Origin of the sequence: Mycobacterium sp., assembly GCF_049673265.1 — a bacterium.
Classification (GTDB): domain Bacteria; phylum Actinomycetota; class Actinomycetes; order Mycobacteriales; family Mycobacteriaceae; genus Mycobacterium.
The window spans coordinates 1-23,616 of record NZ_JBATXN010000301.1; the positions used below are offsets into that span (position 1 = coordinate 1).

Sequence of the window (23,616 nt, forward strand, 5' to 3'; positions counted from 1 at the left end):
ACGCAGGTCCTCGCGGACCGCGATCCCGGCGGTGACCTCCCCGAACGCGCGCTGGCTTCCATCGCGGGCTACTACCGGCGCGCGGTCATCGAATCCCGCCCGATGAGCCGGCTCATCGTTGTCGTCATGGCGCTGTTGCTGGCAGCGTTGGGGTTCCGCGCGGCCCGAGGTCACGACCCGGCCTGGTTGCTGGTGGTGTCGGCACTGCTGGCAGCGGGCCCGGTACTCCTGGCACTCGCGCATACGGTTCCCAGCGCGGCCCGCCTCGGCAGTCGTTCGGACGGCCCCGCCGAACAAACCGCGCTGGCAAGGTCGATCTGGCGCGATCATCTGGTGTGCGCGGGCTGCGTGCTGGCTTTCCTGGTGCTGTGGGTAGCCCATAACGAGATGCTCTGAGGCACCCGGGTGGTCACAGCACGACAATTTCGTACTAAACTAGAACACGTTTCAGTTAGCGAACGCCGCCAGCAAGCAGACTAGTAAGGAATCAGTCATGCACACTCCCATCTGCGATGAGCTCGGCATCGAGTTCCCGATCTTCGCGTTCACACACTGCCGCGATGTCGTCGTCGCGGTGAGCAAGGCCGGCGGTTTCGGCGTGCTGGGTGCGGTCGGCTTCACCCCTGAGCAGCTGGAGATCGAACTGAAGTGGATCGACGACAACATTGGTGACCACCCGTACGGCGTCGACATCGTGATCCCGAACAAGTACGAGGGCATGGACTCGCACCTGTCGGCGGAGGAGCTGGCCGACACGCTGCGCAAAATGGTGCCGCAGGAGCACCTCGACTTCGGGAAGAAGATTCTTGCCGATCACGGTGTGCCGATCGAGGACAGCGACGGCGACAGCCTGCAGCTCCTTGGTTGGACCGAGGCGACGGCCACGCCCCAGGTCGAGGTGGCGCTCAAGCACCCGAAGGTGAAGATGATTGCCAATGCGCTCGGCACCCCGCCGGCCGACATGATCAAGCACATTCACGATGCCGGGCTCAAGGTGGCCGCGCTGTGCGGCTCCCCCTCGCAGGCACGCAAGCACGCCGACGCCGGCGTCGACATCATCATCGCGCAGGGCGGCGAGGCCGGCGGGCACTGCGGCGAGGTCGGCTCAATCGTGCTGTGGCCGCAGGTCGTCAAGGAGGTCGCCCCGGTACCGGTGCTGGCGGCCGGCGGCATCGGCAGCGGTGAGCAGATTGCGGCGGCACTGGCGTTGGGCGCGCAAGGCGCGTGGACCGGATCGCAATGGTTGATGGTCGAGGAATCTTCGAACACCCCGGTGCAGCAAGAGGCGTACGTCAAGGCGGGTAGCCGTGACACCGTCCGCAGCCGGTCGTTCACCGGTAAGCCGGCCCGCATGTTGCGCAACGACTGGACCGAAGCGTGGGAGGCGCCGGACAACCCGAAGCCGCTCGGTATGCCGTTGCAGTACATGGTTTCTGGCATGGCGGTTCGGGCTACGAACCGGTACCCGAACGAGAGCGTCGATGTCGCGTTCAACCCGGTCGGTCAGGTCGTCGGCCAGTTCACCAAGGTGGAGAAGACGTCGACGGTCATCGAACGCTGGGTGCAGGAATACCTCGAAGCGACGAACCGGTTGGACGAGCTCAACGAGGCTGCCTCAGTCTGACGAACAGCCTTGCGCGCCAGGTTTATTCGTCGTCGGCGGGCTTGCCGGTGAAGACCTCTTTGGCGCGGTCGACGGCGTAGGTGGCGATGTCGATTGAGTTGTGGACGATGTCTCCGGCGCCGCCGGAGATGTCCCCTTTGATGATGTGGCCGGCGTCTTCGACGATGTCCGACGACCGCTCAACGGCGTTCGCCACGATGTCTCTGGCAGCGTCGATCGCATCCTTGGGGTTGAAGCCCATCGGAGTCTCCTGTTTGTGTTGTGGTTAGCCGGTCTGGCCGGTATCCGACGGGAAGCCTCCGCCGGGCCTCGGGAATCCACCGCCGGTCAGTTGTCCGACCTGCCAACCGTGTTCGGTGCAGAGCATTGGAAGCCCGTCGGGCGTCTGGGCCGACGCACCTCGTGGGTTGTCGCACTTGGCGCCGATCTGCTGAACGCCATAGAGAGGGTAGGTGATCACCCAGAACCCCGATTGCGCGGCCGGGAACTGGTTGATGATGAAGTGACATGCCTCGGCCTGACCGTTCGGGCCGCGCCCGAAGATGAACCGCTCGTAGTTGTCGCATGGCGCGCCCAGCGACGCGTCGTAGTTCATTCCCGGCACGTCGCCGTCGTAATGCGGGTCGGCGACGGCGGCCGGCGCCAGGCCGACAGCTGTGCCCGTGATCGCAGCGGCGATGAACAGTTCACGAATCATGCCGGCAAGCATAGCCTCAGTCAGCGGTTGCTAGGCCGGTAAGTGCAGATCAGGACGCCGGTAGCGGTCGGCGTCGCAGAGACCAGCTCGAGCGCACGGGCCGAGCCATCGTCGGGGAACAACCGCTTGCCGCCGCCGAGCAGGACGGGCTCGATCATCAGGCGGTACTCGTCGACAAGTCCATGCGCTATCAGCTGCCCAGCCAACGATGCGCTGCCCATCACCTGGAGTGCTTTGCCGTCCCGCGCGCGCAGCTCGCGCACCGCGCCGATCGCGTCTTCAGCGGGCAGCAGGGTCGACCCGGACCAGGTGAGATCCTGTTGCGTCAGCGTCCGCGACACCACGTATTTGGGTATCTCATTCATCCGGTCGGCGAACGGATCACCCGCTCGGGTCGGCCAGGCTGCGGCCATGGCCTGCCAGGTACGTCGGCCGAACAGCAGGGCCTCGGTCGCGGCCATGATTTCGCCGATCGCCGGTCCCATGGTGTCTGGGTCGAAGTACGGCATCGACCATCCGCCATGGCGGAATCCGCCGTCGGTGTCCTCCTCTGGGCCGCCGGGCGCCTGCACCACACCGTCGAGGCTGATGAAGTCGCTGACAACGATGCGCATGATCGATCCCTTCACTGGTTGCTCTGCCTGGCACTAGATCAAGACCTTCGAGCTAGCCGAAACTCATCGGAGCCGGTGGCGAGAACACGTTTCAATCTTGTGCCGGCAATCCGCCGGGAACCCGTTCCATCTCGGCGGTCTCGATGCTTTACTGAGCCAGAACACGTCATCTAGGAGTGTCCCCCTATGCCGACTCCGAACATCCCGCCCGGATTCGATTTCACTGATCCTGACATCTACGCCGAGCGCCTCCCGGTCGAGGAACTGGCCGAGATGCGTCGAGCCGCACCGATCTGGTGGAACGAACAGCCCCTCGGCGCCGGCGGCTTCGACGACGGCGGATTCTGGGTGGTGTCGAAGCACAAAGACGTTAAAGAGATTTCGCTGCGCAGCGATATCTTTTCCAGCCTGGAGAAGACCGCGCTGCCGCGGTACAAGGACGGCACGGTGGGCGAGCAGGTCGAACGCGGCAAGTTCGTTCTGCTCAACATGGATGCGCCCCAGCACACCCGGCTGCGCAAGATCATTTCGCGGGCCTTCACTCCCCGGGCCATTGAGCGGCTGCGCGACGACCTCGCCGAGCGCGCGCGGCGCATTGTCGACATCGCGGCGGCCGAGGGTTCCGGCGACTTCGTCGAACAGATCTCCTGCGAGCTGCCGTTGCAGGCCATCGCCGGGCTGATGGGCGTGCCGCAGGAAGACCGCAAGAAACTCTTTCACTGGTCCAACGAAATGGTTGGCGACCAAGACCCCGAATTCGCGAGCAACGACGCCATCACCGCGTCGGTCGAGCTGATCATGTACGGCATGCAGATGGCCGCCGACCGGGCACAGAACCCGGGCGAAGACCTGGTGACGAAGCTGATCGAGGCCGACATCGACGGCCACAAGCTGTCCGACGATGAGTTCGGCTTTTTTGTCATCCTGCTGGCCGTCGCCGGCAACGAGACCACCCGCAATTCCATCACCCAGGGCATGATGGCCTTCACCGACTTCCCCGATCAGTGGGAGTTGTTCAAGAAGGAACGTCCGGCGACCGCCGCCGACGAGATCGTGCGGTGGGCCACCCCGGTCACGTCGTTCCAGCGGACCGCCCTGCAGGACTACGAGCTGTCCGGCGTGCAGATCAAGAAGGGTCAGCGGGTGGTGATGGTCTACCGCTCTGCCAATTTCGACGAGGAAGTGTTCGACGACCCGTTCACCTTCAACATCCTGCGTGATCCCAACCCACACGTGGGATTTGGCGGCACCGGTGCGCACTATTGCGTCGGGGCCAACCTGGCGCGGATGACGATCGACCTGATGTTCAATGCGATCGCCGACGCTATTCCTGATCTGGAATCGATCGGCAAACCCGAGCGGCTACGTTCGGGTTGGCTCAACGGCATCAAACATTGGCAGGTCGACTACCACACCAGTGGGGCGAAATCCCCTGTCGCGCACTAGCATCAACCGCATGGCTACGCATCGAGCTGTGCACGTGGAGTCGGCTGGGGCAGCGTTAGAACTGGTCGATGTCGAAACCAAGCCCCCGGGCCGCGATGAGGCGCGGCTGACGGTCACCGCATGTGGGATCTGTGGCACCGATGCACACTTTGTCGCAGGTGGCTTTCCTGGCATGACGTGGCCGTTGACTCCCGGGCACGAAATCGCCGGAACGATTGCTGAACTCGGTGCGGGCGTTGAGGGTTTCGCGGTCGGCGATCGCGTCGCGGTCGGGTGGTTCGGCGGCTGCTGCTACCACTGCGATCAGTGCCGAAAAGGCCAGTTCATTCATTGCGAGAACGGGAAGATACCGAGTTACCAGTATCCGGGCGGATATGCGGAGTCGGTGACGGTACCGGGGAGTGCGCTGGCCCGGATACCGGCCGGGCTTTCCGACTCGGAAGCCGCGCCGATGGGCTGCGCCGGCGTTACCACCTACAACGCCTTGCGTCACACGAAGGCGGTGGCCGGCGACCGAGTCGCCATCCTCGGTGTCGGCGGGCTCGGCCACCTCGGGGTGCAGTTCGCCCGGGCGATGGGGTTTGAGACCATCGCAATCGCCCGCGGCAGCGGCAAAGAGGAGGACGCCCGGAAGTTGGGCGCCCACCATTACATCGACTCCACCGCCGGCGATCCCGCCGAAGCGCTCAAGGCGCTGGGCGGCGCAGCGGTCGTGTTGGCGACCGCGGGCAACTCGCCCGCCATGGCCGCAACCGTCGGCGGGATATCGCCCCAGGGTGAGCTCGTCACCATCGGTGTCACGCCTGAACCGTTGCCGATCAGTCCCATTCAGCTCATCACCCCAGGGGTCAGCATCGTCGGCCATCCCTCGGGCACCGCGAAAGACGTCGAAGACACTATGCATTTCGCGGTTCTGTCCGGTGTTCGGGCGTGGATCGAGGAGCTACCGCTATCGCAGGCCGCTGAAGGCTATGCGACTTTAGAGCGGGGGCGAGCGCACTACCGCACCGTCTTGACGATGTGACACAGTCGGTCCGTGACCGACACGTGGACTCTTCGGGCATTGGACGGTGAGCTATTGGTTTGCACCGGTGTCGCCGGCCGGGCGTCGAAGATGGGTCACCGGCTCACCCTCGCGATGCGCCGCTGGCAGGCCACGGTGCAATGGTCGGATGGCGTGCCCGTCGCGGCGCAGCTTACGGTCGACGTGGATTCGCTTGATGTCGTCCAAGGCGAAGGTGGTCTGACGCCGCTGTCCGGGCCGGAAAAGATCCTGGTGCGGTCCAACGCATTACGACAGTTGGGGGCACGACGCTTTCCACAGATCCGCTTTGAGGCCGACAGCATCGAGCGCAGCCAGGCCGGTTACTGTCTGGCCGGGCCGCTGCAGATCCGCGGAAAGACACGCGCGCGCGTAATCGACGTGCGCACTGAGGATCTCGGTGATGCTTGGCGACTGTCCACCGAGGCCGTCGTTCGCCAATCCGACTTCGGAGTCAAACCATACTCGTTGATGATGGGCTCGTTGAAAGTCGCCGACGACGTCACCATCTTGTTCACCGCGAAGCATGAGAAGGGGTAAGGATGCGGATCGGAGTGGTGTTCCCGCAGACCGAAATTGGCGCCGACGCGGGCGCGGTGCGGGCTTACGCCGAGCACGCCGAAGGGCTTGGGTTTGCCCATCTTCTCGCCTACGACCATGTTGTCGGTGCCGACCCGAAGGTGCATGTCGGCTGGGACGGCTTTTATGACCTGCACGACACCTTTCATGAACCGCTGGTGACATTCGGCTATCTCGCCGCGGTGACTACGTCGCTGGAATTGGTGACCGGCATCGTGATTTTGCCGCAGCGACAAGCCGTCCTGGTCGCCAAGCAGGCGGCCGAGGTGGACCTGCTCAGCGGCGGCCGGTTACGCCTGGGCGTCGGACTTGGCTGGAACGCAGTCGAATACGAGGCACTGGGCCAAGACTTCTCGAACCGCGGCAAGCGCAGCGAAGAGCAGGTGGACCTGATGCGCAAGTTGTGGACCGAACAGAGCATCACCTACCACGGCACGTATCACAGGGTGACCGGAGCTGGACTAGCGCCGCTGCCGATACAGCGGCCGATCCCGGTGTGGTTCGGGGCGGCCTCGCCGCGTGCATGCCGGCGCGCCGGTCGCCTAGGCGACGGCTGGTTTCCCATGGTGGGCCCCGGCCCGAAACTCGACCAGGCGCGGCAAGAGGTAGCGCAAGCCGCAATGGAGGCCGGCCGAGACCCCGCCCAGATCGCGATGGAGGGTCGAGTTTCCTGGAACGGCAACGCCGACGACCTCGCCGAAGGTCTTCGGGTCTGGGCAGATGCTGGCGCATCGCATGTCTCGATCAACACAATGAAGGCCGGGCTGGCGTCGGTCGACGACCATCTTGCCGCGCTGAGCGCCGCCGCCGAAACCGCCACAGCTTTCTCGGGTTAGCGTGGCACGAGGACGATCTAAGAAGTTGGGAGATCATGCAACCCGAATCCACCTGATCGTCGCTCTCGTGGCCTTACTATTCACCGGCCGCTACCCAAAGGGGTTGTACGACTCCATAATTGGCATCAACCGATGGGGAATCCGGGTGCGCGCCTACAGCTCGCTGCTGCGCGACGAATACCCACCGCTACGTCTGGACACCGGTGGGCGGGAAGCCGGCTCGCCGCCGCCTACGGCGGGGGCGCACCCGGATTAGGCGGCGGGGCTTGCCCCGGCGCCGGCTGGTCCGGTGCCGGGTTCGGCTGACCGTGCAAGCGCTCAAGCAGCTTGGTTAGCAATGGATGTGGATTCGGTGGCGGAGGCGGAGGAGCGATCGGCTCCGGCGGTGGTGGCGGCGGAACCGGTGCGGCGGCGGGAATTTCGGCCGTCGGCTGATCGGCAGCCACCGTCTGCGGCTGGGCAGCGGCGGGGGGCTCGGCCGGTTTCGCGACCGGTGCCGGCGGCGCCGGTCGTTCCGCGGGCCTCTCGACGGCCGCCGGCTGCGGAGCCGGCACTCGGGCGACGCGAGGAGTGGCCGCCTTATGGACCACATGATGGGCCGGGGCTGCAGCTCGCTCGGGAACCAGCCGCGGGCCCAGGGCAAGCGATAGCGATGCGACAAAGGTGACCGCACCCGCGACGAGCATTGTCAACGCCCCGGCGTAGGAGTTTTGCCGCGAGCTCGGCCGCTCCCCCCGATCCTCGGCGGCCGTGACGACCAGCTCGGTGTCGGTGAATCCCGTGCTCTCGGCCGCCGCGAGGGCAGCCCCACGCGCCAGCGCCAGCTGTGTGCCGGTCTGGGTAATGACCGGCACAGGTACTGCTTTCTCCAGCCGCCACGACAGCGGTTCCAGCTCCTCATCGGGACCGACGATCACGATGCCACCCGGCCGCCACGAGCTCCGGTCGAACAGGGTGGTCAGCCATCCGACCAAGCGGCCGGGGCCGCCGGTCAGCTGTTTGATGGCGGTCTGTGGCTCGTCGTCACACGTATCGACCATGACCACGATCGTCGAATCGCCGTCCAAGACGCACACAGCGGCCTTCTCATAGCCGACGACGGGCGCGATCGCCCGGGCCAACATGTCGCATGCCTGGTGCAGCCGAATCGGGACAACATTGTCGATGCCGGCGTGGGTCAGCGACTCCAGCAGCAACGCAGCCTCGGCAGCCGCGTCGTCGCTCCAGGAGACGCCGACAACGTGCAGGCGGCGGTGATGGCTGAGCGCGGTCGCTTGGGCATCCAGCACGGCCGAAGCCGTCTGCGCCGAGGTGTTGACCGCGCGCAGCCCGCTGCCGCTACCCACGTGGAAATCGTCGTGATCGAGGATGGTGCCGTCGGCGTCGCGGCCTTCCACCAAGACCCAGCCGACCGACGTGGATGTCAGCGACAGCCCAAGTACCGTGTCCAAATTTGCACCTCAATCGTGCCCCAACGCCCATGTGCCGCCGCCAGCACGGAGCCGTCGATGCGGTCTGGTTCGTACGCAGCGGAAGGGCCGGGACAACGTGGTCTCGTCGGTCTACCCCGGGTGAGCCTACGCGTTGATCGTGACAACAGTTGAACGGGCGTCAACAGCGCCTGGCATCAAAAAGTTGCCACAACCAGCTGCCTGACCCGCTGATCAGCGGCTCTGCGCAGGTGGTGGCGGCCGACATCAATTCGAGACATCTTTGCGTCCTAATCGACATATGGACTACCGCACTGTAAGTTTTGCCATTAGCGCGATGGCCTACGACAAGGGGCAGGGATGACATACGGGAACAAAGTGATGCATGGCTGGGTGCGGCGACTTATGGTCGCCGCTTTTGCGGTCGCTGTACTGCCAGGCCTCGTCGGCCTTCTCGGCGGAACAGCGACGGCGGGGGCGTTCTCCCGGCCCGGTCTTCCGGTCGAGTACCTCCAGGTACCTTCGGCCGCGATGGGCCGCAGCATCAAGGTTCAGTTCCAGAGCGGCGGCGCCAACTCTCCAGCGGTATACCTGCTGGACGGCCTGCGTGCCCAGGACGACTACAACGGCTGGGACATCAACACCCCCGCCTTCGAGTGGTACTACCAGTCAGGTCTGTCGATCGTGATGCCGGTCGGTGGACAGTCCAGCTTCTACACCGATTGGTACAACCCGGCGTGCGGTAAGGCCGGCTGCTCGACCTACAAGTGGGAGACCTTCCTGACCAGCGAGCTGCCGGGCTACCTGTCCTCGCAGAAGAGCGTCAAGCCGAACGGCAGCGCCTCGGTCGGTATCTCCATGGCGGGTGCATCGGCAATGAACCTGGCGATCTACCACCCTGGTCAGTTCATCTACGCCGGTTCGCTGTCCGGCTACCTCAGCCCGTCCACCGGGCAGGGCTGGATCGGCCTGGCGATGGGCGATGCCGGCGGCTACAAGAAAGAAGACATGTGGGGGCCAGACAGCGACCCGGCATGGGTGCGCAACGACCCCTTGGTCAACGTCGGCCAACTCGTCGCCAATAACACCCGGCTCTGGGTGTACTGCGGCAACGGGACTCCGAACGAACTGGGCGGTGCCAACTTGCCGGCGACGTTCCTCGAGAGCAACTTCATGATCGGCGTCAATAAGAAATTCCAAGACGCTTACAACGCCGCCGGCGGCCACAACGCCGTGTTCAACTTCCCGGCCTACGGCACGCACAGCTGGGAGTACTGGGGCGCGCAGCTGAACGCGATGAAGGGTGACCTGCAGGGCGCCCTCGGCGCTCACGCGGGCGGCTAACCCTCGCAAGCAAACTGCGCTTGACGGATTACCGTCAAGCGCAGTTTTCTTGGTGGGCCCGGTTCGGAGGCAGCCGCTCGATCCACCCACGAGCAACCATGGCCGCCGCGATGTTTCGCAAATACTCGTCGGCGCGGGCGTCGGCTGGAAATGCGAAGTTCATGTAGACCGCTTCCTGATAGGGCGGATCGTCGCGGTCTTTACAGGACATCAGCAGATAGCCCGCCGTTGCGTTCTGCAGCGCGGCTACGGTGACGATGAACCGCGCTTGGTCGACGACCTCGGTCTTGGATTGTTCGTCGGTCGCGGTGCGGACCGGGTGCTCCAGAGCGCCGGCGGCTGATGAATTCAGCCGGCCCAGCACCAAAAACGCTCCGCCCAATACCAGCCCGGCCGTCAACGCGGCGGCGACCAATGCGCGAGGCGACGCGTCAGCCACCTAAGGCAGCGAGGAGCTCCTTGATACGGGCCGCTTCGTCATCGGTCGGTATTTCCTCGGCCTCGATGGCGTCGAGGAGATCGGCCGTAAGCCCCGCGCCATTGGCGGTCTCCTGCGCCGACAATCTGGCGCGCCGACGTACGACGTACAGCTGCTGACCCAACGTCGCACCGGGCGCCTCGGCGGCCATGGCCATCAGATCGTCGTACCGCGTTCGGACTCCGCTGAGCGACACGATGACTGACGGCGTAGCCCTGCCGCGCGATGCAGCTTTGCTGAGTGCGGTCTGTAGCTTTCGCAGGCCGGACAGGATGACCGCTGCGCGTCCGGAGAATTCCGGATCGCTGGTGGCGGGCAAGGCGTCAATCGCAGCGGTGAACATCTGCATCGCCGCTTCGACCAAACTGACAATGACAGGCGCCTCGCCGTCATCGGGCGCGCTGTCGCCCTTGGATCGCTTTGAGCTCTGGAAGGCATCACTGATCTGTGCGTCGATGGTGATCACTCCGTCTGATTCGCGGTTGAAGTCGTCGAAACGCTAGCGCGGATCCACCCGTCTGTACAAGGGTTCGACCGCCGCAAGGGCGGGTAGCACTCGCGAAGCCTCTTTACGGCCATATCTTTTGCAGATGTCGGGTCGCGAGAAGAGTAAATGGCATGACCGACCAGAAATTGATTGACGTCACCGTGCACGACGTGCCGGACGGTGACGAGGACTAGTCACCCGGGGGCCGGGCGTGCTTGGATCGGCCCATGCAGGGCAAGGCGACGGTTCATATGGCGGCACCTGCGGACAAGATCTGGGACCTGATCGCAGATGTCCGCAACATCGGGCGGTTCTCCCCCGAAACATTCGAGGCGCAATGGCTTGACGGAGCGACGGGGCCCGCGGTCGGGGCGCGATTCCGCGGCCACGTCAAGCGAAACGAAATCGGGCCGGTGTACTGGACGACGTGCCGGGTCACAGCGTGCGATCCGGGCCGGGAATTCGGCTTCGAAGTGCTCGTCGGGGACAGGCCGGTGAACAACTGGCATTACCGCCTGGTGTCGAATCCTGACGGCACCGACGTCACCGAATCATTTCGGATGAGCGCCTCTCCCCTGACCACCCTGTATTACTGGATGTTTGGGGGTTTTCTGCGTCAGCGACGCAACATTCGTGACATGACCAAGACGCTGCACCGCATCAAGGATGTTGCCGAGGCGTGAAATCCACGTCTTCATCGAGCTGAATGAGGTTGCCATGGGACAGTGGTCGCGCGCCGAGATCGAATCAGCCTTCAAGCATCATCAAGAAGTCGTGGTCGGAATAGGGTCCAGCTGGGACTGGTCGCGGTTTGCCGATGCGTTCACCGAGGACGCAACCTATGTCGAGCACACATACGGCACCTTCCATGGGCGCGAACAGATTCGCGATTGGATCGTGTCGACGATGAATGTGTTTCCGGGCAGCGAGATGCCGTTCTATCCGACGTCCTGGTACTCGATCGACACCGACCGCGGATGGGTGTTTTGCGAGTTTCTCAATCGGATGCGTGATCCCGGAGACGGCAGCATTCACCAGGCGGCCAACCTGTCGGTGATGAAGTACGCAGGCGACAACCTGTGGAGCTATGAGGAAGACGCCTACAACCCGATGAACTTCTTGCCGATGGTCCGCGACTACATCCAGCGGTGTCAGGCGCTCGGCACAATCAGCGACGACGCGATTGCCTTCGCAAAGAACATGAATTGGGAACTGGCTTAGCGGCTGGCTTTTTCCTTCGCCGTAGGCTTGCAATCGTGGATATCGCGTTGAAGCAGCGGGTGCACTGGCTGGCGTTGCACGGCTTTGTGCGCGGCGTCGCATCGTTGGGCGCCAGACGGGGTGACCTGCAGGCTCGGTTGATCGCCGACCCGACCATCAAAGCCGATCCGGTGTCGTTCTACGAGGCGGTGCGGGCCCGCGGCCCCGTGGTGCAATCACGCATCGGCTACATCACCACCGACCATGCGATCGGCCATGAACTGTTGAGGTCGGACAACTTCCGGGTACTGTCGATCGGCGCGAATCTGCCGGCGCCGCTGCGGTGGCTGGAGACTCGCACTCGCGACGATCTGCTTCATCCGCTGCGTCCGCCCTCGTTGCTGGCGGTGGAGCCACCCGACCACACCCGCTACCGCAAAACGGTGTCGTCGGTGTTCACCTCTAGGGCCGTCGCGGCGCTACGAGACGGCGTGGAGCAGACCGCGGCGACGCTGCTCGACCAGCTGTCCCGTGAACCGGGTGTCGTCGACATCGTCGACCGGTACTGCGCGCAGCTTCCGGTGTCGATCATCAGCGACATCCTGGGGGTGCCAGACACTGATCGACAGCGCATCCTCGAGTTCGGCGAGTTAGCAGCGCCCAGTTTGGATTTCGGCCTCACATGGCCGCAATACCGACGTGTGCAACGCGGGATAGCGGGATTTAACTTCTGGCTGACTGGGCATCTGCAACAGTTGCGCCGAAACCCCGGCGACGACCTGATGAGCCAGCTGATCCAGAAAGCCGAAAGTGGTTCGGCGGAAACGTATCTAGACGAGTCCGAACTTCACGCGGTCGCCGGTCTGGTGTTAGCGGCTGGTTTCGAGACGACGGTAAATCTGTTGGGCAACGGGATTCGCATGCTGCTGGACAACCCTGAGCATCTGCACACACTCCGTCAGCGTCCCCAGCTGTGGCCTAACGCCGTCGAGGAGATTTTGCGGTTGGAGTCCCCGGTTCAGCTGACCGCACGGTTTGCGCTCAGCGACACCGAGATAGCGGGCGTGTCGGTCAAACAAGGCGAACTGGTCGTCGTCTACGTTGCCGCAGCCAACCGTGACCCGGCCGTGTTCGCCGACCCCAACCGGTTCGACATCGAACGCGAAAACGCCGGGAGACATCTGGCGTTCTCGGGTGGCCGGCATTTCTGCCTGGGCGCGGCCCTGGCCCGAGCCGAAGGCGAGGTCGGGTTGCGAGCATTCTTCGACCGCTTCCCCGAGGTGCGTGCGGCCGGCGTGGGCAGCCGCCGCGACACCCGAGTTCTGCATGGTTGGTCGACGCTGCCGGTAGCACTGGGCCCGGCGCGGTCGATGGCCGCCCGTTGAGGTAAACGCTCTACGCCAGGTAACGGCCGAACCAGTCCAGCACCCGCCCCCAGGAGTCGTGCGCGGCGGCGGCGCTGTAGCGCGGTCCGGTGTCGTTGAAGAAGGCGTGGTCGGCGTTGGGTTCGATGACGATGTCGTTGACCAGCCCGGCACGATCGAGCGCGGCTTTGGCCGCCGTCTCTGAGCTGGTGACCCGGGTGTCGAGAGCGCCGTAGAACGCAAGCACGGCGGCATCTTTGGACGGCGCGAAGTCCGGATTATCGGGCAGCGGCCCGTAGAACGGGACTGCGGCAGACAAATCCGGTGCGCCGGCGGCCAGTAGTTGCCACACCAATCCGCCGCCGAAGCAGAACCCCACCACTGCGATTTTGCGGCCCGGGACTCGCGACTGCAGTTCGGCGATACTCGAATTCAGGTCGGCGATAAAGCGGTCGGGCTTGACGGCACTCAGCTCCGCGGTGGCCTGCGCCGGGTCCGAGAAGTGTCCGGTGCCGCCTTCCTCGGACAGCAGATCGACGGCCAGGGCGCAGTACCCGGCGCCGGCGAAACGTCCGGCCACCGACCGCACCCAATCGTTGAGCCCCTTGTTCTCGTGGATGACCAACACACCGCGACGAGCATTGTGGGCTTGCGCCCATGCGCCTTGGAGCTCGCCATTCGGACCGGCCCAGGAGATCGGCTCGGTCGGCAGCACCCGGTCCATTCCCGGCGGCTGGGTTCCCGCCGCGCCGGATGACCCGCTCGGGGGCAGCGGTTGCTTGCTGCTGCACGCGGCGATCAGTGCGGCCGCGGCCCCGCTGCCCAGACCGACCAGCGCCAGCCGTCGTAAGGCGTCACGCCTCGTCAGCAGACCGTCGACGTGATCGGTGGCAATCTCTTCGGCGATGTATTGCTGTAGCGAGGTCACCCTGGGGAGTATGCGCCAAAAGCCGCTCTATTGCGTGGATGTCGCGGCGGTGCCGCTCAGCTGAAGCTGTCCGGGTCAGCCACCGGGATCAGCAGATGCGACGGGGTCGGGCCGCCCTGATGGAGCTGGTAACTGCCGCCGGTCAGGGCGTTGCGCGCGGGCTTGGTCGGAACCAGATGCGGAAAGTCGTAGGTGGTCACGGTCAGACGCAGCCGGTGGCCCGGCTCGAACATCGCAGCGGTCGGGAAGATCTCGACGTCGTAGCGGGTCAGCTCGCCGGGAACCACGGGCTTGACCGCCGACCGGGTGCTGAAGTGGTGCGGCCGTAGGACGCTGCCGTCAGGCAGGTACCAGGTGCGATCCGGATCCAACGCGCGGTGCGACCCGAGCAGCGCTCCCTGCGTCAACGGCCGGCTCGCACCGTCGGGAGCGACGTCGTCGAGGTGAGCAACCCACAACGCTTCGCTGGTGGTGGCGGTCGCATGCACGGTCAGCGTGATCGGTCCGGCGACCAACGTGGGGGTGGCGAATGGTTCTCCTGTGTAGGTGAGCGCGCCGCGCTGCAGTCGACGGTTGTCCTGGTCGTAGCGGGTTTGGCCGCCGCGCTGGGCGCGGATGAAACTGGTCATTCCCAGGGTCCACTGCTCGATGCTTCGGCCCGCCAGCGGACCACGCCCCACGTATTTGATTGTGGCCGTTGATGTTTCCGTCGCGCAGTCGGCGGTCAGCTGGCCAGACTGGGACAAGTAGAAGCGGGTCGGCGTCGCCTCGGCCAGCGGGTATTCGCGAGCGTGAAACCACCGGGGGCTTCCGATCGCCTGGAACGTGAACGGCGATCCGGAGATCGCGGCTGCCGCTTCGTCTTTCAGCCAATGGTCGAACCAGCGCAGCTGCAGCGCGTTGATGTGCAGCCCGCCGAAGTCGGACACGTGATACCAGGGACCCATCAGTAACCGCAGCCGCTCCGAGACCGGCTGGCCGGGTTGCATCGGCGACTCGTCTGGCCGCCCGGCGAAGGCGTTCTGCAACGCGGCATAGTTCAGCGGCGCGCCGCGCTGGAAGGCGTCGTGCCAGCCGCCGACCAGAAAGACCGCCACATCGTTGGCGACGATTCGCGGCAGCACCATGCCCGGCCGCATCGCATCCCAGAATGGCCCGTCGAAGGCCGTGTCACCGCCGGCGACGGCGTCGGCGATCAACGGCCGAAAATAGTGCCGTTGATCCCGTCCACGCTGGCGCACTCCGGCGAATCCGCCGGCCCGTGGCCGCGGATGCTTGCCGAGGTTGATCACCTCCAGCGCCGGGTTGACGACGTTGAGCAGACGATAAACCGACCCGTAAGCGCGCACCGTGCGCAGGTGCGGTGCCCCGCCCATCGCCGCAGCGTCACGATAGAAGTCGCGGGCGGCCATCACCGGGAAAATCGCCTTCAACGGCGAATCCGGCCCGGCGGCGGCGGCGGTGAAGAGCTGGTTGATCGCCAGGTAGGACGTGCCGAACATGCCGACGCGGCCGTTGGCATTGAGCAGCTTCGACGCCCAATCGACGAGCTCAATCCCGTCCTGGGTCTGCCGCTCCCCGAACATCTCGAACGAACCGCCGGACACGCCGCTGCCCCGGACATCGACCATCGCCTCGATGTAGCCGCGCTTGATCAAATACGGGGTGGCGCCGCCACCGATCTGGGCGGCCGGCGGCGGGGCTTTTTTGCCGTAGGGCGTCAGGCACAGCAACACGGGAAACGGCCCGTCGGCGGGCTGGCCGGTCTCGGGCACCGTCGGGTAATGGATGTCGGCACGCAACACGACGCCGTCGCTCATCGGCACCCCGACGTTGTGGTGCACACCGACCCCGAACTGCGCTGGCCTGGGTGTCCAGGACGACGTGAACGGCGACGGACTGTTTCTGCGGACGCGCGTGCTCGCGGCTCTGCGTCGGGATCGCAGCGCTGACGTCTTGGCCATCCCCCACCTCCTGCGCGCATTTGTTGACAACATGTTCGGCAGCCCGGTTCTATGACATCCCATGCCGGTTGACGACACCGTACTCGGACTGTGGCGGGCGCTATCGCGACGGGACTGGGACAGTATCAAGACGTTCCTGTCGGCGGACTGCATTTATGTGGACATGCCGGTCGGGCCGACGGCGGCGGCGCGGGGTCCCGACGACATCGTGAAGCGACTCAAGGTCGGGCTCGAGCCACTCGCGGGCTATGAGAACCACGACGGGGTGCTGGTGAGCACGGGCTCCGACGTGATGTACGAGCACTCCGAGACCTGGCGGTGGTCGAGCGGCGAGACCGCTGTGCTGAAATTTGTTTCGGTGCACCGCGTCGAAGACGGCAAAGTCACGCTGTGGAAAGACTATTGGGACATGGGCAGCATGACCGCCCAGGCCCCGCCGACCTGGTTAGAGGATCTCGCGACGGCTGACACCTCGTGGATCTTCGACGCGACGGGGATTGTCTGATTCAGCTCACGTCTTTCCGCGTCCGACGCCTCGTAGTCCGCGGATCATAGGAATACAGCAGGGTTTCGGGGTTCACCACCCACTGCCGACCCGTCTTCAACCCGCGCACGAGCACGCGACGTCCGATTCGGCCGCAGACAGTTCGCAGCACCTCCACCGAGGTTTCGTGTTCTCCGCGCCGCCTGTCCCCGCGTCGCCTGTCCCAGATGGCGCCCTCGGTAATGGCGCCGACACGTTCCGGGTCGAGTCTGTGTGTCTTCATCGCCTCGTTCCCGCCGAGAAGCGGTACAAATCCCGGGGGTAATCCGGTCGTTTGGGTATACCCATCCAACTGGCCGGTTAATCCGAATTACCGGACTAAACAATCGAAATTCCGGAATTCAGTGGCTCGATCAGCACAATGCCGTCAACGCCGTCAACCACGGCGCATTAATGTCACCGGTGCTCCGCCCCGGCTAACGCCGCCGCAGCACTATTACGTTGTCAATCAGCACCGTTTGCTGTCCTTCCGGGCCAAGCGCGTCGCGCTCGACCGGGGCGACCCGAACCTGGTCCCACCCAGGCTCGTCGAGATTCAACGATGACACCACCTCGTCTGCGGTAGCGAACTCGTGATGACGCTGATGTTCTGACGCCCACGGCGGTGCTGCCCCATGGTCTACAACTATCAGGTTGCCGTCGACGGCGACGGCTTCGGCAGCGCGTCGCAGCAGTCGCGCGCGGTCCATCGGGACCGTTGAATGCAGAAACTGTGCCGACACCAAGTCGAACACGCCAGAGGGAAAGCTTTCCGTCAAATCGTGCCGCTGAAAGTCGATGCGGGTCGCGACATTGCGGTCCCCGGCGTCGATTGCCGCCCGGTCCAGCGCGGTTTGCGAGATGTCCACTGCCGTCACATGCCAGCCGTGCTCGGCCAGCCAGATCGCGTCGGCGCCCTCGCCGCAACCCAGATCGAGCGCGCGGCCCGGCGATATTGGCTCGACCAACTCCGCCAGCCGGAGGTTGACCCGGCCACTCCACACCCGCTGTTGCTTGCCGTAGTGCTCTTCCCAAGCCTGTTGTGCCTCAGACATTGCCATGACGCCACCTTGCCTGTGCTGCGCGCGTTCTGGCAAGCTTCCTTGCCATGGAGGCAAAAGACAACGTCGAGACGCTGGTGCGGCGACGACTGCGAGAGGTTCGCACCCAGCGCGGTCTGACGCTCGAGGACGTCGCGCACAAAGCCCGGATCGATGTGTCCACATTGAGCCGTTTGGAGTCGGGGAAACGTCGGCTTGCGCTGGATCATCTGCCACGGCTGGCGGCGGCACTCTCGGTCAGCACCGACGAGCTGGTGCGCGAACCGATAGCGGAAGACCCGCGCGTGCATGGGAACTCGCACACCCGCCACGGTGTGACGTACTGGCCGCTGACCCGGCAGGGACCCGCCGGCGGGCTGCATACGTTCAAAATCCGGGTCAGTGCCCGTCGTCGCAGGCCGCCGGCCGAACTACCCGTGCATGCGGGTCAGGAGTGGATCTATGTGCTGTCTGGCCGGTTACGCCTTATCCTTGGTGAGCGCGACTTCATCATCAATCCCGGTGAAGCCGTGGAGTTCTCGACATGGACGCCGCACTGGTTCGGAGTGGCCGACGCTCCGGTCGAGGCAATCATGATGTTTGGGCCGCAAGGTGAACGGCTGCACCTGCACAGCTGATTTCAGTCCGTTGATTCGACGAGCGCTTTGAGGCGCCTGAGGGTATTGGCGGTGGTGCGGCCGACCTGGCCCACGGCGACGCGGTCGGCGATGTATCCCAGAATGCCACCTGGCGCTTGGTAGGACAGCCGGAATGTCACCTTGGTCCGGCCCTCCCCCGCGTCCCGCAACCGGATTCGGCCCCGCAGGCTGATACCGGTGATGCCGACCCACGCCAGGTCACGCAGGTCGTCGAACTCGACCACCTCGATCAAACCGCCCACCGGCACCGAGCCGATCTTCCAATGCACGGTATAGCGGGCGCCGACGCCGGCCGGCTGGTCGTTGGCGCTCTCCCACCGCTCCAGGCTGGTCATGAACGACGGATAGCAGTCTGGATCGCTGACGATTTTCCAGACCGCATCGCGGTCGGCGTCGATGATGCAGCGCCGTTCGACTCGCATCAGCCGAGCACCGGGAATCGACGTCGAGCCGCAAGTCGGTCGACACCGGCCTGCAGGCTGGCCATCACCTTGTCGTGCACGGCCTGGTCATCCCCATCGACTTCGATGGGTTCTTGCACCTCGATCGCGATTTTGGCAGGCAGCGGGATATGGCCGGCCAAGTCGCTGATGTTCAGGCCCCACGGCAGCGCCAGGGATATCGGAATACTCTTGAGCCGCAAAAGTTTATCCGCGAAGAGCAGCTTGGCCAGCCACTGGCCGCGGTCGAGGAATAACGCGGTTTCTTGACCGCCCACGCTTGACACCGGCACGATCGGGACGCCGGCCTCGCGCGCCAACCGCACGTATCCCATGCGGCCACCGAAGTCGACCGTGTTGCGTTCCCATGAGGGCCGGAAGACTTCATAATCGCCGCCGGGATAGACAAGCAACGCGGCGCCGGATTCCAGCGCCAGCCGGGCGTTTTCGTGGTTGGCGGCGACGGTGCCGAACTTGCGCAGCCAGCCTAACGGCGGCGCCGAGACGACGAGGTTGTGGGCCAGCTGGTAGAAGGGTCGCTCTACGCCGAAGTAGGAGCAGAACGCCAGCGTGAACACGAAGGTATCGGGAGGCACGTTGCCGCCGCTGTGGTTGCCGACGAGCAACACCGGCCCCTCGGCGGGAATCCGGTCCAAGTGGGCCACGTCGGCCCGGAAGTACAGCGATGCCAACAGCCAAGTCCCGGGCAGCTGGTCGCGAATATAGTCAGGGTCCCGTTGGTCGAGGTCGGCTTTGGGGACCCGCGACGCCACTTGCGAGCGCACCCACTCCAGCGCTTCTGCCAGGCCGGCCATGGGAGGACCTATACCCGGCGAACAGCGCTTCTAATCTCCTCCAGCTGATAGATGCGGGTCGCGTTGTCGCGAGCAATCAGGTCGACCACCCGCACGGCATCGGCTGCGCTCCAGTCACCGTCGGTGACGAATCCACTCAGCACGCGATGAATACCATTGCGCCACAGCATGGTACTGAGGTAGTGCAACTCCACCGGGCCGAATCCGTCCGACGAGTAGACAATTTTGCGGAACGGTGCCAGCTCCAGCAGGCGGGCGATAAATGCGGGCGCCCGAGCGCCGAGGTGATTGATGGACAGGCCGCCGTCAAGATAGACGTTGTTGAAGGCTTGGGCCAGGTAGCCGGCCTCTCGCTCATACGGGTAACAGTGCAGCAGCACGATCGGCGTATCGCCGGAGTAGCGCAAAAAGTCCAGCAAATACAGCGGATTGGTCTTGTGCAGATCGCATTCTCGATCGCCGAAGCCCACGTGAAATTGCAACGGCTTACCCAGCCGCAGACCCTGATGCAACCCGAAGCGCAGCAAAACCCGATCCTCTAGCCGGATGCCGCCGCGATCGCGCCACTGGGCGGCGGCCTCGGCGACCTCGGCCACCGACGGCTCGGTCAGATCGCCTTCGAATCCGCCACGATAGGCGAGGACGGATTTGGTGCCCACTGCCGTCGCCGTGCGCCGGTGCAAGATTTCCTCGAACGCCGACGCGTAGTCACCCGCGGTGTGTGCGGCCTGCTCGGCCACTTGCTCGAGGCGGACTACTTCGTGAGCGCGGCCACCGGAGCACTCGGCGATTTGCCCGACGTCCGCGACGCCGTCGGCGTACCCGGTGTCCACCAGCCAATCGCTAACGCCGGCGGCTTGCAGAAAGAGTTGGGCCAGCTCGATCTCGGTAAGCTGGCTGCGTCGCTGCCAATATTCGTCGGCGCCAGCGTGTTTGGGTAGGCCGAGCAGCGGTGCACAATGGTTGCGTAGTGCGAAGCCGAGCTGTGAGTCAAATCCGGAATCGAACTCGGCCAGCGGTTCGGTGTTGGCCTCGTTGAGGCCGTTCTCAAACCGCTGCCGGTCCCCCGTGGTCAGCCAGCAACCGTGCATATGCTGGTCGATCAGCGGCACTGCGGCAATATGATCCGCCAGCGCCGCCACCGTCACACGCTCCAGGCCATACGGAACTTGTCCGCCAGGTGCTCACGGTTGAGATGGGCGTACCGCTCGTGTTCGAAGCGGCGAACCGCGACCACAACGTCGACGGCAGGGTCACCGAGGATTCCGCGCAAACGCTTCGAATTATCCAGTGCGGCAGTAGTTTGCGCTTGGGAGTCGCAGAGCTGCACGATGCCGGCGCGGCCACGCTCCGAGTCGGACAGTGCCGCCGGGTCCACCGTGGTCTCGGGTGGCAGTAGGGCCTTGTCCTTGATTCCGTCCAGCGCTAAGCCCAGGATTGCCGCCGTGGCGAAATATGGGTTGGCTGACGGATCGACCACCTTGACTTCGACGTTGCCCCCGTACGGGTTACCCGGGCCGCCAACGATGAAGCGCAGCGCCGCTTCTCGGTTTTCGGTTCCCCAGCAGGCGTAAGCCCCAGCCCAGTTGCCGGGGTGGAGTCGCAATGCGGACACGATCGACCCGCACAAGACGCCCTGAGCCTCCGGCAGCCCGCGCAGCAACCCAGCCACCGCGTTCTCCCCTTTGCTGGTCATGCCGTGGGTCCCCGCGCCATCGGAGAACAACGGGCCGGCCGAGCTCGTCAGCGAAAAATGTTGGTGGGCACCGCATCCGACATCGCCGACGAATGGCGCCGGCGACAGGCTGACACGCAACCCATAGCGGCGCGCAACGCGGCCGATAATGATCCGGGTCAAAATGAGTTGATCGGCCGCGGCGACTGGCGATTGCGGCGTCAAGGAGATCTCGAACTGGTTGGCCCCGAACTCGGGGTGAAACTGCTCAATTGCCACACCGGACACGGCGGCGGCTGCAGTCACGTCGCGAACGAAAGCCTCGTGTTCAAGTACACCGGCCAGGCCGTACTGCGCCCACATCGTCGAAGGCAGCCGACGGCCGTCGGGATTGACAAGCAGGAATTCGATCTCGTGACCGACGATCGCCTCGATGCCGACTTCTGCGAGTGCCACTTCGACGCGGCCCAGCGTTCCGCGGCTGCACGCGAGCACAGGCGTGCCGTCTTGCTCGAAGAACGAACCAGGCGCCCAGGCCACCCCATCGCCGAGGATGCGTAAGGCGGACAGGTCAATTCGGACGCGTTGGTCACCGACGACGCCGATGTGTTCGGTGAACGCGATGCCCGTCTGGTCGATCGCGAAACCGTGCCAGACCCGGCTGGCGCCCAGGCCGGGCTCGGCGAATGCGTTGGTCCGGCGTCTCGGTACGGTCTTGGCCTGCGTCAGCCCGGCCGGATTGACCACGGTGCCGATAACCGCGTCAACGCCTTCGGCCTCAAGTTGGGCGATGGCCGCGGCGGCGAGCGGTGTGGTGGTCATCTGCCGGGCGGGCCCGGTAGGTCAGACCCGACTCGGCAGCGTCAGCTTGCAGGTCTGGCCGATGTCCAGGGTCCGCAGCATGCGCCCCATGCCGACCCACAGCGCACAGGACATTGCGAGGTCGGCGAGTAGCTCCTCGGAGAAGTGCTCGTTGGCGCGACTCCAGAAGTCTTCGTCGTCGCGCAGCTTCGTGTGCTCGGTGCCGAATCGGTGGGCGAACTCAGCGGCCAGCCGCTCCTGTTCGTTGTACCCCGGCCAGGTGCGCCATTCCAGGGCGTGCTCATAGAGCTCCTCATCGACGCCAGCGGCAGGTCCGTCGGCGTCGCGGGTGTTCATGCACACGGTGCATTCGTTGTCGTGGGCGATCACCGCTCGGGCCAGCTCGCGGGTGCGCATCGGCAACCGATTCTTGTTGTAGACGACGTGGCTGAAATTGGCGATGGCGCCGCCGAGGTCCGGGGATTTAGTCGCCCAGCTATAGACGTCGTCGTCAGGGAATGTTCCGATGCGGCTCATGGCGAGATGGTACGCCTACGGCCGCGGTATCCAGCAACCCCGAAACGCTTCGAGGCGCCCGTCGAGCCGTAGCGTTATCGACCATTTCGATGTCGTCCATAGACAAATGGCTACCCTCTTCGCAACCTTACAATTAGATATGTGTCAAATACTATTGAGAATTAGATGTGTGTGGAATAGGCGCGCTCGCCGAGCTCGAACTGAGCCGGTATATCGCATCGTCATTTGCGGATCTGGAGGTTGTTTGCACCCGAATACTGTTGCGTGGCAACGTGGTCCCGCGATCCTCTGCTCACGAACCGCGTAAGCGCGATTCAACATTGAGCAGAGAGCTCACCCGAGATTTTCCTAAGTGCAGGCTAAACAGTCGCTAATAAAAATTGAAGGCGCATTCAGAATTTATCGACATAACTGACATCTTCTGATATATGCTCTGGCGGTCGGTGACCCGTCGGGGGTTGGACATTAAAAACTCATGTGCGAGACGCCGGCAATGGGGCGGCAACCCCATACACATCCATATCGACACATACCCGGATTGGAGGCTCGCACATGAGTCGAAACGATCGTACCCCCGCGCCACGCAGGCGTCGGATAGCTATAACTTCCGGCACGGCCGTCGGCGCCGCCTTTGCCGCGGCCCTGATCAGCATGGGTACCGCACCCGTGGCCGGCGCCATCATCGATGCGGATCCGCTGAGCGACTTGGTCGGTGCGCTCGACCCGAGCGCGTTCGTTTTGGGCGTGCCGGATGACGCGCTTGGGCTTCTGGCCTCCAACCTTGACGCTGACCTGTTGGCGCCCCTGGGCCTTGGGTCCCTCCTCGACCCGGTCATTGACGTCTTGGTGGGTACACCCTTCGGGGCCGCAACCGTGCCCGCCGACCTGTTTGATGCGGATCCGCTGAGCGACTTGGTCGCGGCACTCGACCCGAGCGCGTTTGTCTTGGGCGTACCGGATGACGCGCTTGGGCTTCTGGCCTCCAGCCTTGACGCTGACCTGTTGGCGCCTCTGGGCCTTGGGTCCCTGCTCGACCCGGTCATTGACCTCTTGGCGGGTTCGCCCTTCCTGTGATCTCGGCGCTGTAGTGCCT

Annotated in this window: 27 protein-coding genes and 1 pseudogene; 14 read left to right on the top strand and 14 right to left on the bottom strand. The window is 64.5% G+C overall.

Annotated features, from left to right (window positions below):
* The coding region (locus WBF82_RS10520; protein ID WP_424382979.1) for a hypothetical protein at positions 1–396 on the top strand (396 nt) is incomplete at its 5' end.
* A gap of 97 nt (positions 397–493) precedes the next feature.
* Positions 494–1,624 (top strand): nitronate monooxygenase, encoded by a 1,131-nt coding sequence (locus WBF82_RS10525; protein ID WP_424382980.1) that lies wholly within the window; start codon positions 494–496, stop codon positions 1,622–1,624.
* Between the two features lie 22 nt (positions 1,625–1,646).
* Here the strand turns inward: WBF82_RS10525 and WBF82_RS10530 are convergent, their stop codons facing one another.
* From WBF82_RS10530 to WBF82_RS10540, 3 genes are read right to left on the bottom strand one after another with little or no spacing between them, the layout of a single operon-like run.
* Positions 1,647–1,865 (bottom strand): hypothetical protein, encoded by a 219-nt coding sequence (locus WBF82_RS10530; RefSeq protein WP_424382981.1) that lies wholly within the window; start codon positions 1,863–1,865, stop codon positions 1,647–1,649.
* Between the two features lie 24 nt (positions 1,866–1,889).
* Positions 1,890–2,321, bottom strand: coding sequence for a hypothetical protein (locus WBF82_RS10535; protein ID WP_424382982.1), 432 nt, complete (start codon positions 2,319–2,321; stop codon positions 1,890–1,892).
* A gap of 20 nt (positions 2,322–2,341) precedes the next feature.
* Positions 2,342–2,935, bottom strand: coding sequence for a dihydrofolate reductase family protein (locus WBF82_RS10540; protein WP_424382983.1), 594 nt, complete (start codon positions 2,933–2,935; stop codon positions 2,342–2,344).
* A 186-nt stretch (positions 2,936–3,121) separates the two neighbouring features.
* Here WBF82_RS10540 and WBF82_RS10545 point away from each other — a divergent pair, with 186 nt between their 5' ends.
* The 5 genes and pseudogenes from WBF82_RS10545 to WBF82_RS10565 all read left to right on the top strand — a co-directional run.
* On the top strand, positions 3,122–4,381 hold the full coding sequence (locus WBF82_RS10545) for a cytochrome P450 (protein ID WP_424382984.1): 1,260 nt from the start codon (positions 3,122–3,124) through the stop codon (positions 4,379–4,381).
* A gap of 10 nt (positions 4,382–4,391) precedes the next feature.
* Positions 4,392–5,405 carry an alcohol dehydrogenase catalytic domain-containing protein gene (locus tag WBF82_RS10550; protein ID WP_424382985.1) on the top strand — a complete coding sequence of 338 codons (1,014 nt, stop codon included), beginning with the start codon at positions 4,392–4,394 and terminating at the stop codon, positions 5,403–5,405.
* Between the two features lie 12 nt (positions 5,406–5,417).
* Positions 5,418–5,963, top strand: coding sequence for a YceI family protein (locus WBF82_RS10555; RefSeq protein WP_424382986.1), 546 nt, complete (start codon positions 5,418–5,420; stop codon positions 5,961–5,963).
* A gap of 2 nt (positions 5,964–5,965) precedes the next feature.
* Positions 5,966–6,838, top strand: a complete 873-nt coding sequence (locus tag WBF82_RS10560; protein ID WP_424382987.1) for an LLM class F420-dependent oxidoreductase — start codon at positions 5,966–5,968, stop codon at positions 6,836–6,838.
* A gap of 46 nt (positions 6,839–6,884) precedes the next feature.
* Positions 6,885–7,094: pseudogene (locus WBF82_RS10565) on the top strand (DUF4389 domain-containing protein); the annotation flags it as partial.
* On the opposite strand, the gene WBF82_RS10570 reads toward WBF82_RS10565, so the two are convergent.
* Positions 7,069–8,289, bottom strand: a complete 1,221-nt coding sequence (locus WBF82_RS10570) for a DUF7159 family protein (protein ID WP_424382988.1) — start codon at positions 8,287–8,289, stop codon at positions 7,069–7,071. The pseudogene WBF82_RS10565 and the gene WBF82_RS10570 overlap by 26 nt on opposite strands.
* 339 nt (positions 8,290–8,628) lie before the next feature.
* Between WBF82_RS10570 and WBF82_RS10575 the strand changes: the two genes are divergently transcribed.
* Complete coding sequence (locus tag WBF82_RS10575; RefSeq protein ID WP_424382989.1) at positions 8,629–9,612, top strand: esterase family protein; 984 nt, start codon at positions 8,629–8,631, stop codon at positions 9,610–9,612.
* 34 nt (positions 9,613–9,646) lie between these two features.
* On the opposite strand, the gene WBF82_RS10580 is transcribed toward WBF82_RS10575, so the two are convergent.
* Positions 9,647–10,051, bottom strand: a complete 405-nt coding sequence (locus WBF82_RS10580) for a hypothetical protein (RefSeq protein WP_424382990.1) — start codon at positions 10,049–10,051, stop codon at positions 9,647–9,649.
* Positions 10,044–10,433 carry a hypothetical protein gene (locus WBF82_RS10585; RefSeq protein ID WP_424383001.1) on the bottom strand — a complete coding sequence of 130 codons (390 nt, stop codon included), beginning with the start codon at positions 10,431–10,433 and terminating at the stop codon, positions 10,044–10,046. Before WBF82_RS10585 ends, WBF82_RS10580 begins: the two co-directional genes overlap by 8 nt.
* A gap of 371 nt (positions 10,434–10,804) precedes the next feature.
* Here WBF82_RS10585 and WBF82_RS10590 point away from each other — a divergent pair, with 371 nt between their 5' ends.
* From WBF82_RS10590 to WBF82_RS10600, 3 genes are read left to right on the top strand one after another with little or no spacing between them, the layout of a single operon-like run.
* The gene (locus WBF82_RS10590) at positions 10,805–11,260 is read left to right on the top strand and encodes an SRPBCC family protein (RefSeq protein WP_424382991.1); all 456 of its coding nucleotides are present in this window, start codon (positions 10,805–10,807) and stop codon (positions 11,258–11,260) included.
* A gap of 34 nt (positions 11,261–11,294) precedes the next feature.
* The gene (locus WBF82_RS10595) at positions 11,295–11,798 is read left to right on the top strand and encodes a nuclear transport factor 2 family protein (RefSeq protein ID WP_424077296.1); all 504 of its coding nucleotides are present in this window, start codon (positions 11,295–11,297) and stop codon (positions 11,796–11,798) included.
* Positions 11,799–11,845: 47 nt separating this feature from the next.
* Entirely contained in the window at positions 11,846–13,162 is a 1,317-nt protein-coding gene (locus tag WBF82_RS10600) for a cytochrome P450 (RefSeq protein WP_424383002.1), read from the top strand.
* Between the two features lie 10 nt (positions 13,163–13,172).
* On the opposite strand, the gene WBF82_RS10605 is transcribed toward WBF82_RS10600, so the two are convergent.
* Positions 13,173–14,069: a dienelactone hydrolase family protein gene (locus WBF82_RS10605; protein WP_424382992.1), complete on the bottom strand. Its 897-nt coding sequence runs from the start codon at positions 14,067–14,069 to the stop codon at positions 13,173–13,175.
* Positions 14,070–14,125: 56 nt separating this feature from the next.
* A complete protein-coding gene (locus WBF82_RS10610; RefSeq protein WP_424383003.1) occupies positions 14,126–15,889 on the bottom strand; it encodes a CocE/NonD family hydrolase in 1,764 nt (587 codons plus the stop codon).
* A gap of 205 nt (positions 15,890–16,094) precedes the next feature.
* On the opposite strand from WBF82_RS10610, the gene WBF82_RS10615 reads away from it, so the two are divergent.
* Positions 16,095–16,538, top strand: a complete 444-nt coding sequence (locus tag WBF82_RS10615) for a nuclear transport factor 2 family protein (protein ID WP_424382993.1) — start codon at positions 16,095–16,097, stop codon at positions 16,536–16,538.
* Positions 16,539–16,993: 455 nt separating this feature from the next.
* On the opposite strand, the gene WBF82_RS10620 is transcribed toward WBF82_RS10615, so the two are convergent.
* On the bottom strand, positions 16,994–17,611 hold the full coding sequence (locus WBF82_RS10620) for a class I SAM-dependent methyltransferase (RefSeq protein WP_424382994.1): 618 nt from the start codon (positions 17,609–17,611) through the stop codon (positions 16,994–16,996).
* Positions 17,612–17,664: 53 nt separating this feature from the next.
* Between WBF82_RS10620 and WBF82_RS10625 the strand changes: the two genes are divergently transcribed.
* Complete coding sequence (locus WBF82_RS10625; RefSeq protein WP_424382995.1) at positions 17,665–18,234, top strand: helix-turn-helix domain-containing protein; 570 nt, start codon at positions 17,665–17,667, stop codon at positions 18,232–18,234.
* Positions 18,235–18,236: 2 nt separating this feature from the next.
* Here the strand turns inward: WBF82_RS10625 and WBF82_RS10630 are convergent, their stop codons facing one another.
* Genes WBF82_RS10630 through WBF82_RS10650 form a run of 5 tightly spaced genes read right to left on the bottom strand, consistent with a single transcriptional unit; the run spans position 18,237 to position 22,523 of the window.
* Entirely contained in the window at positions 18,237–18,677 is a 441-nt protein-coding gene (locus WBF82_RS10630) for an SRPBCC family protein (RefSeq protein ID WP_424382996.1), read from the bottom strand.
* Positions 18,677–19,510 (bottom strand): 1-acyl-sn-glycerol-3-phosphate acyltransferase, encoded by an 834-nt coding sequence (locus WBF82_RS10635; RefSeq protein ID WP_424382997.1) that lies wholly within the window; start codon positions 19,508–19,510, stop codon positions 18,677–18,679. Before WBF82_RS10635 ends, WBF82_RS10630 begins: the two co-directional genes overlap by 1 nt.
* Positions 19,511–19,518: 8 nt before the next feature.
* Positions 19,519–20,601 (bottom strand): amidohydrolase family protein, encoded by a 1,083-nt coding sequence (locus WBF82_RS10640; RefSeq protein ID WP_424383004.1) that lies wholly within the window; start codon positions 20,599–20,601, stop codon positions 19,519–19,521.
* A 53-nt stretch (positions 20,602–20,654) separates the two neighbouring features.
* Complete coding sequence (locus WBF82_RS10645) at positions 20,655–22,007, bottom strand: glutamine synthetase family protein (RefSeq protein ID WP_424382998.1); 1,353 nt, start codon at positions 22,005–22,007, stop codon at positions 20,655–20,657.
* Between the two features lie 21 nt (positions 22,008–22,028).
* A complete protein-coding gene (locus tag WBF82_RS10650) occupies positions 22,029–22,523 on the bottom strand; it encodes a carboxymuconolactone decarboxylase family protein (RefSeq protein WP_424382999.1) in 495 nt (164 codons plus the stop codon).
* 651 nt (positions 22,524–23,174) lie between these two features.
* Here WBF82_RS10650 and WBF82_RS10655 point away from each other — a divergent pair.
* A complete protein-coding gene (locus tag WBF82_RS10655; protein WP_424383000.1) occupies positions 23,175–23,597 on the top strand; it encodes a hypothetical protein in 423 nt (140 codons plus the stop codon).
* Positions 23,598–23,616: the final 19 nt, after the last annotated feature.

What these genes read in the sequence shown, in the direction of transcription:
- WBF82_RS10560 (WP_424382987.1), top strand. Translation starts at nt 5,966, where the DNA reads ATGCGGATCGGAGTGGTGTTCCCGCAGACCGAAATTGGCGCCGACGCG.
- WBF82_RS10640 (WP_424383004.1), bottom strand. Translation starts at nt 20,601, where the DNA reads ATGCACGGTTGCTGGCTGACCACGGGGGACCGGCAGCGGTTTGAGAAC.
- WBF82_RS10545 (WP_424382984.1), top strand. Translation starts at nt 3,122, where the DNA reads ATGCCGACTCCGAACATCCCGCCCGGATTCGATTTCACTGATCCTGAC.
- WBF82_RS10550 (WP_424382985.1), top strand. Translation starts at nt 4,392, where the DNA reads ATGGCTACGCATCGAGCTGTGCACGTGGAGTCGGCTGGGGCAGCGTTA.
- WBF82_RS10595 (WP_424077296.1), top strand. Translation starts at nt 11,295, where the DNA reads ATGGGACAGTGGTCGCGCGCCGAGATCGAATCAGCCTTCAAGCATCAT.
- WBF82_RS10540 (WP_424382983.1), bottom strand. Translation starts at nt 2,935, where the DNA reads ATGCGCATCGTTGTCAGCGACTTCATCAGCCTCGACGGTGTGGTGCAG.
- WBF82_RS10575 (WP_424382989.1), top strand. Translation starts at nt 8,629, where the DNA reads ATGACATACGGGAACAAAGTGATGCATGGCTGGGTGCGGCGACTTATG.
- WBF82_RS10535 (WP_424382982.1), bottom strand. Translation starts at nt 2,321, where the DNA reads ATGATTCGTGAACTGTTCATCGCCGCTGCGATCACGGGCACAGCTGTC.
- WBF82_RS10645 (WP_424382998.1), bottom strand. Translation starts at nt 22,007, where the DNA reads ATGACCACCACACCGCTCGCCGCCGCGGCCATCGCCCAACTTGAGGCC.
- WBF82_RS10615 (WP_424382993.1), top strand. Translation starts at nt 16,095, where the DNA reads ATGCCGGTTGACGACACCGTACTCGGACTGTGGCGGGCGCTATCGCGA.
- WBF82_RS10610 (WP_424383003.1), bottom strand. Translation starts at nt 15,889, where the DNA reads ATGAGCGACGGCGTCGTGTTGCGTGCCGACATCCATTACCCGACGGTG.
- WBF82_RS10620 (WP_424382994.1), bottom strand. Translation starts at nt 17,611, where the DNA reads ATGTCTGAGGCACAACAGGCTTGGGAAGAGCACTACGGCAAGCAACAG.
- WBF82_RS10590 (WP_424382991.1), top strand. Translation starts at nt 10,805, where the DNA reads ATGCAGGGCAAGGCGACGGTTCATATGGCGGCACCTGCGGACAAGATC.
- WBF82_RS10630 (WP_424382996.1), bottom strand. Translation starts at nt 18,677, where the DNA reads ATGCGAGTCGAACGGCGCTGCATCATCGACGCCGACCGCGATGCGGTC.
- WBF82_RS10625 (WP_424382995.1), top strand. Translation starts at nt 17,665, where the DNA reads ATGGAGGCAAAAGACAACGTCGAGACGCTGGTGCGGCGACGACTGCGA.
- WBF82_RS10525 (WP_424382980.1), top strand. Translation starts at nt 494, where the DNA reads ATGCACACTCCCATCTGCGATGAGCTCGGCATCGAGTTCCCGATCTTC.
- WBF82_RS10530 (WP_424382981.1), bottom strand. Translation starts at nt 1,865, where the DNA reads ATGGGCTTCAACCCCAAGGATGCGATCGACGCTGCCAGAGACATCGTG.
- WBF82_RS10655 (WP_424383000.1), top strand. Translation starts at nt 23,175, where the DNA reads ATGGGTACCGCACCCGTGGCCGGCGCCATCATCGATGCGGATCCGCTG.
- WBF82_RS10650 (WP_424382999.1), bottom strand. Translation starts at nt 22,523, where the DNA reads ATGAGCCGCATCGGAACATTCCCTGACGACGACGTCTATAGCTGGGCG.
- WBF82_RS10635 (WP_424382997.1), bottom strand. Translation starts at nt 19,510, where the DNA reads ATGGCCGGCCTGGCAGAAGCGCTGGAGTGGGTGCGCTCGCAAGTGGCG.
- WBF82_RS10585 (WP_424383001.1), bottom strand. Translation starts at nt 10,433, where the DNA reads ATGTTCACCGCTGCGATTGACGCCTTGCCCGCCACCAGCGATCCGGAA.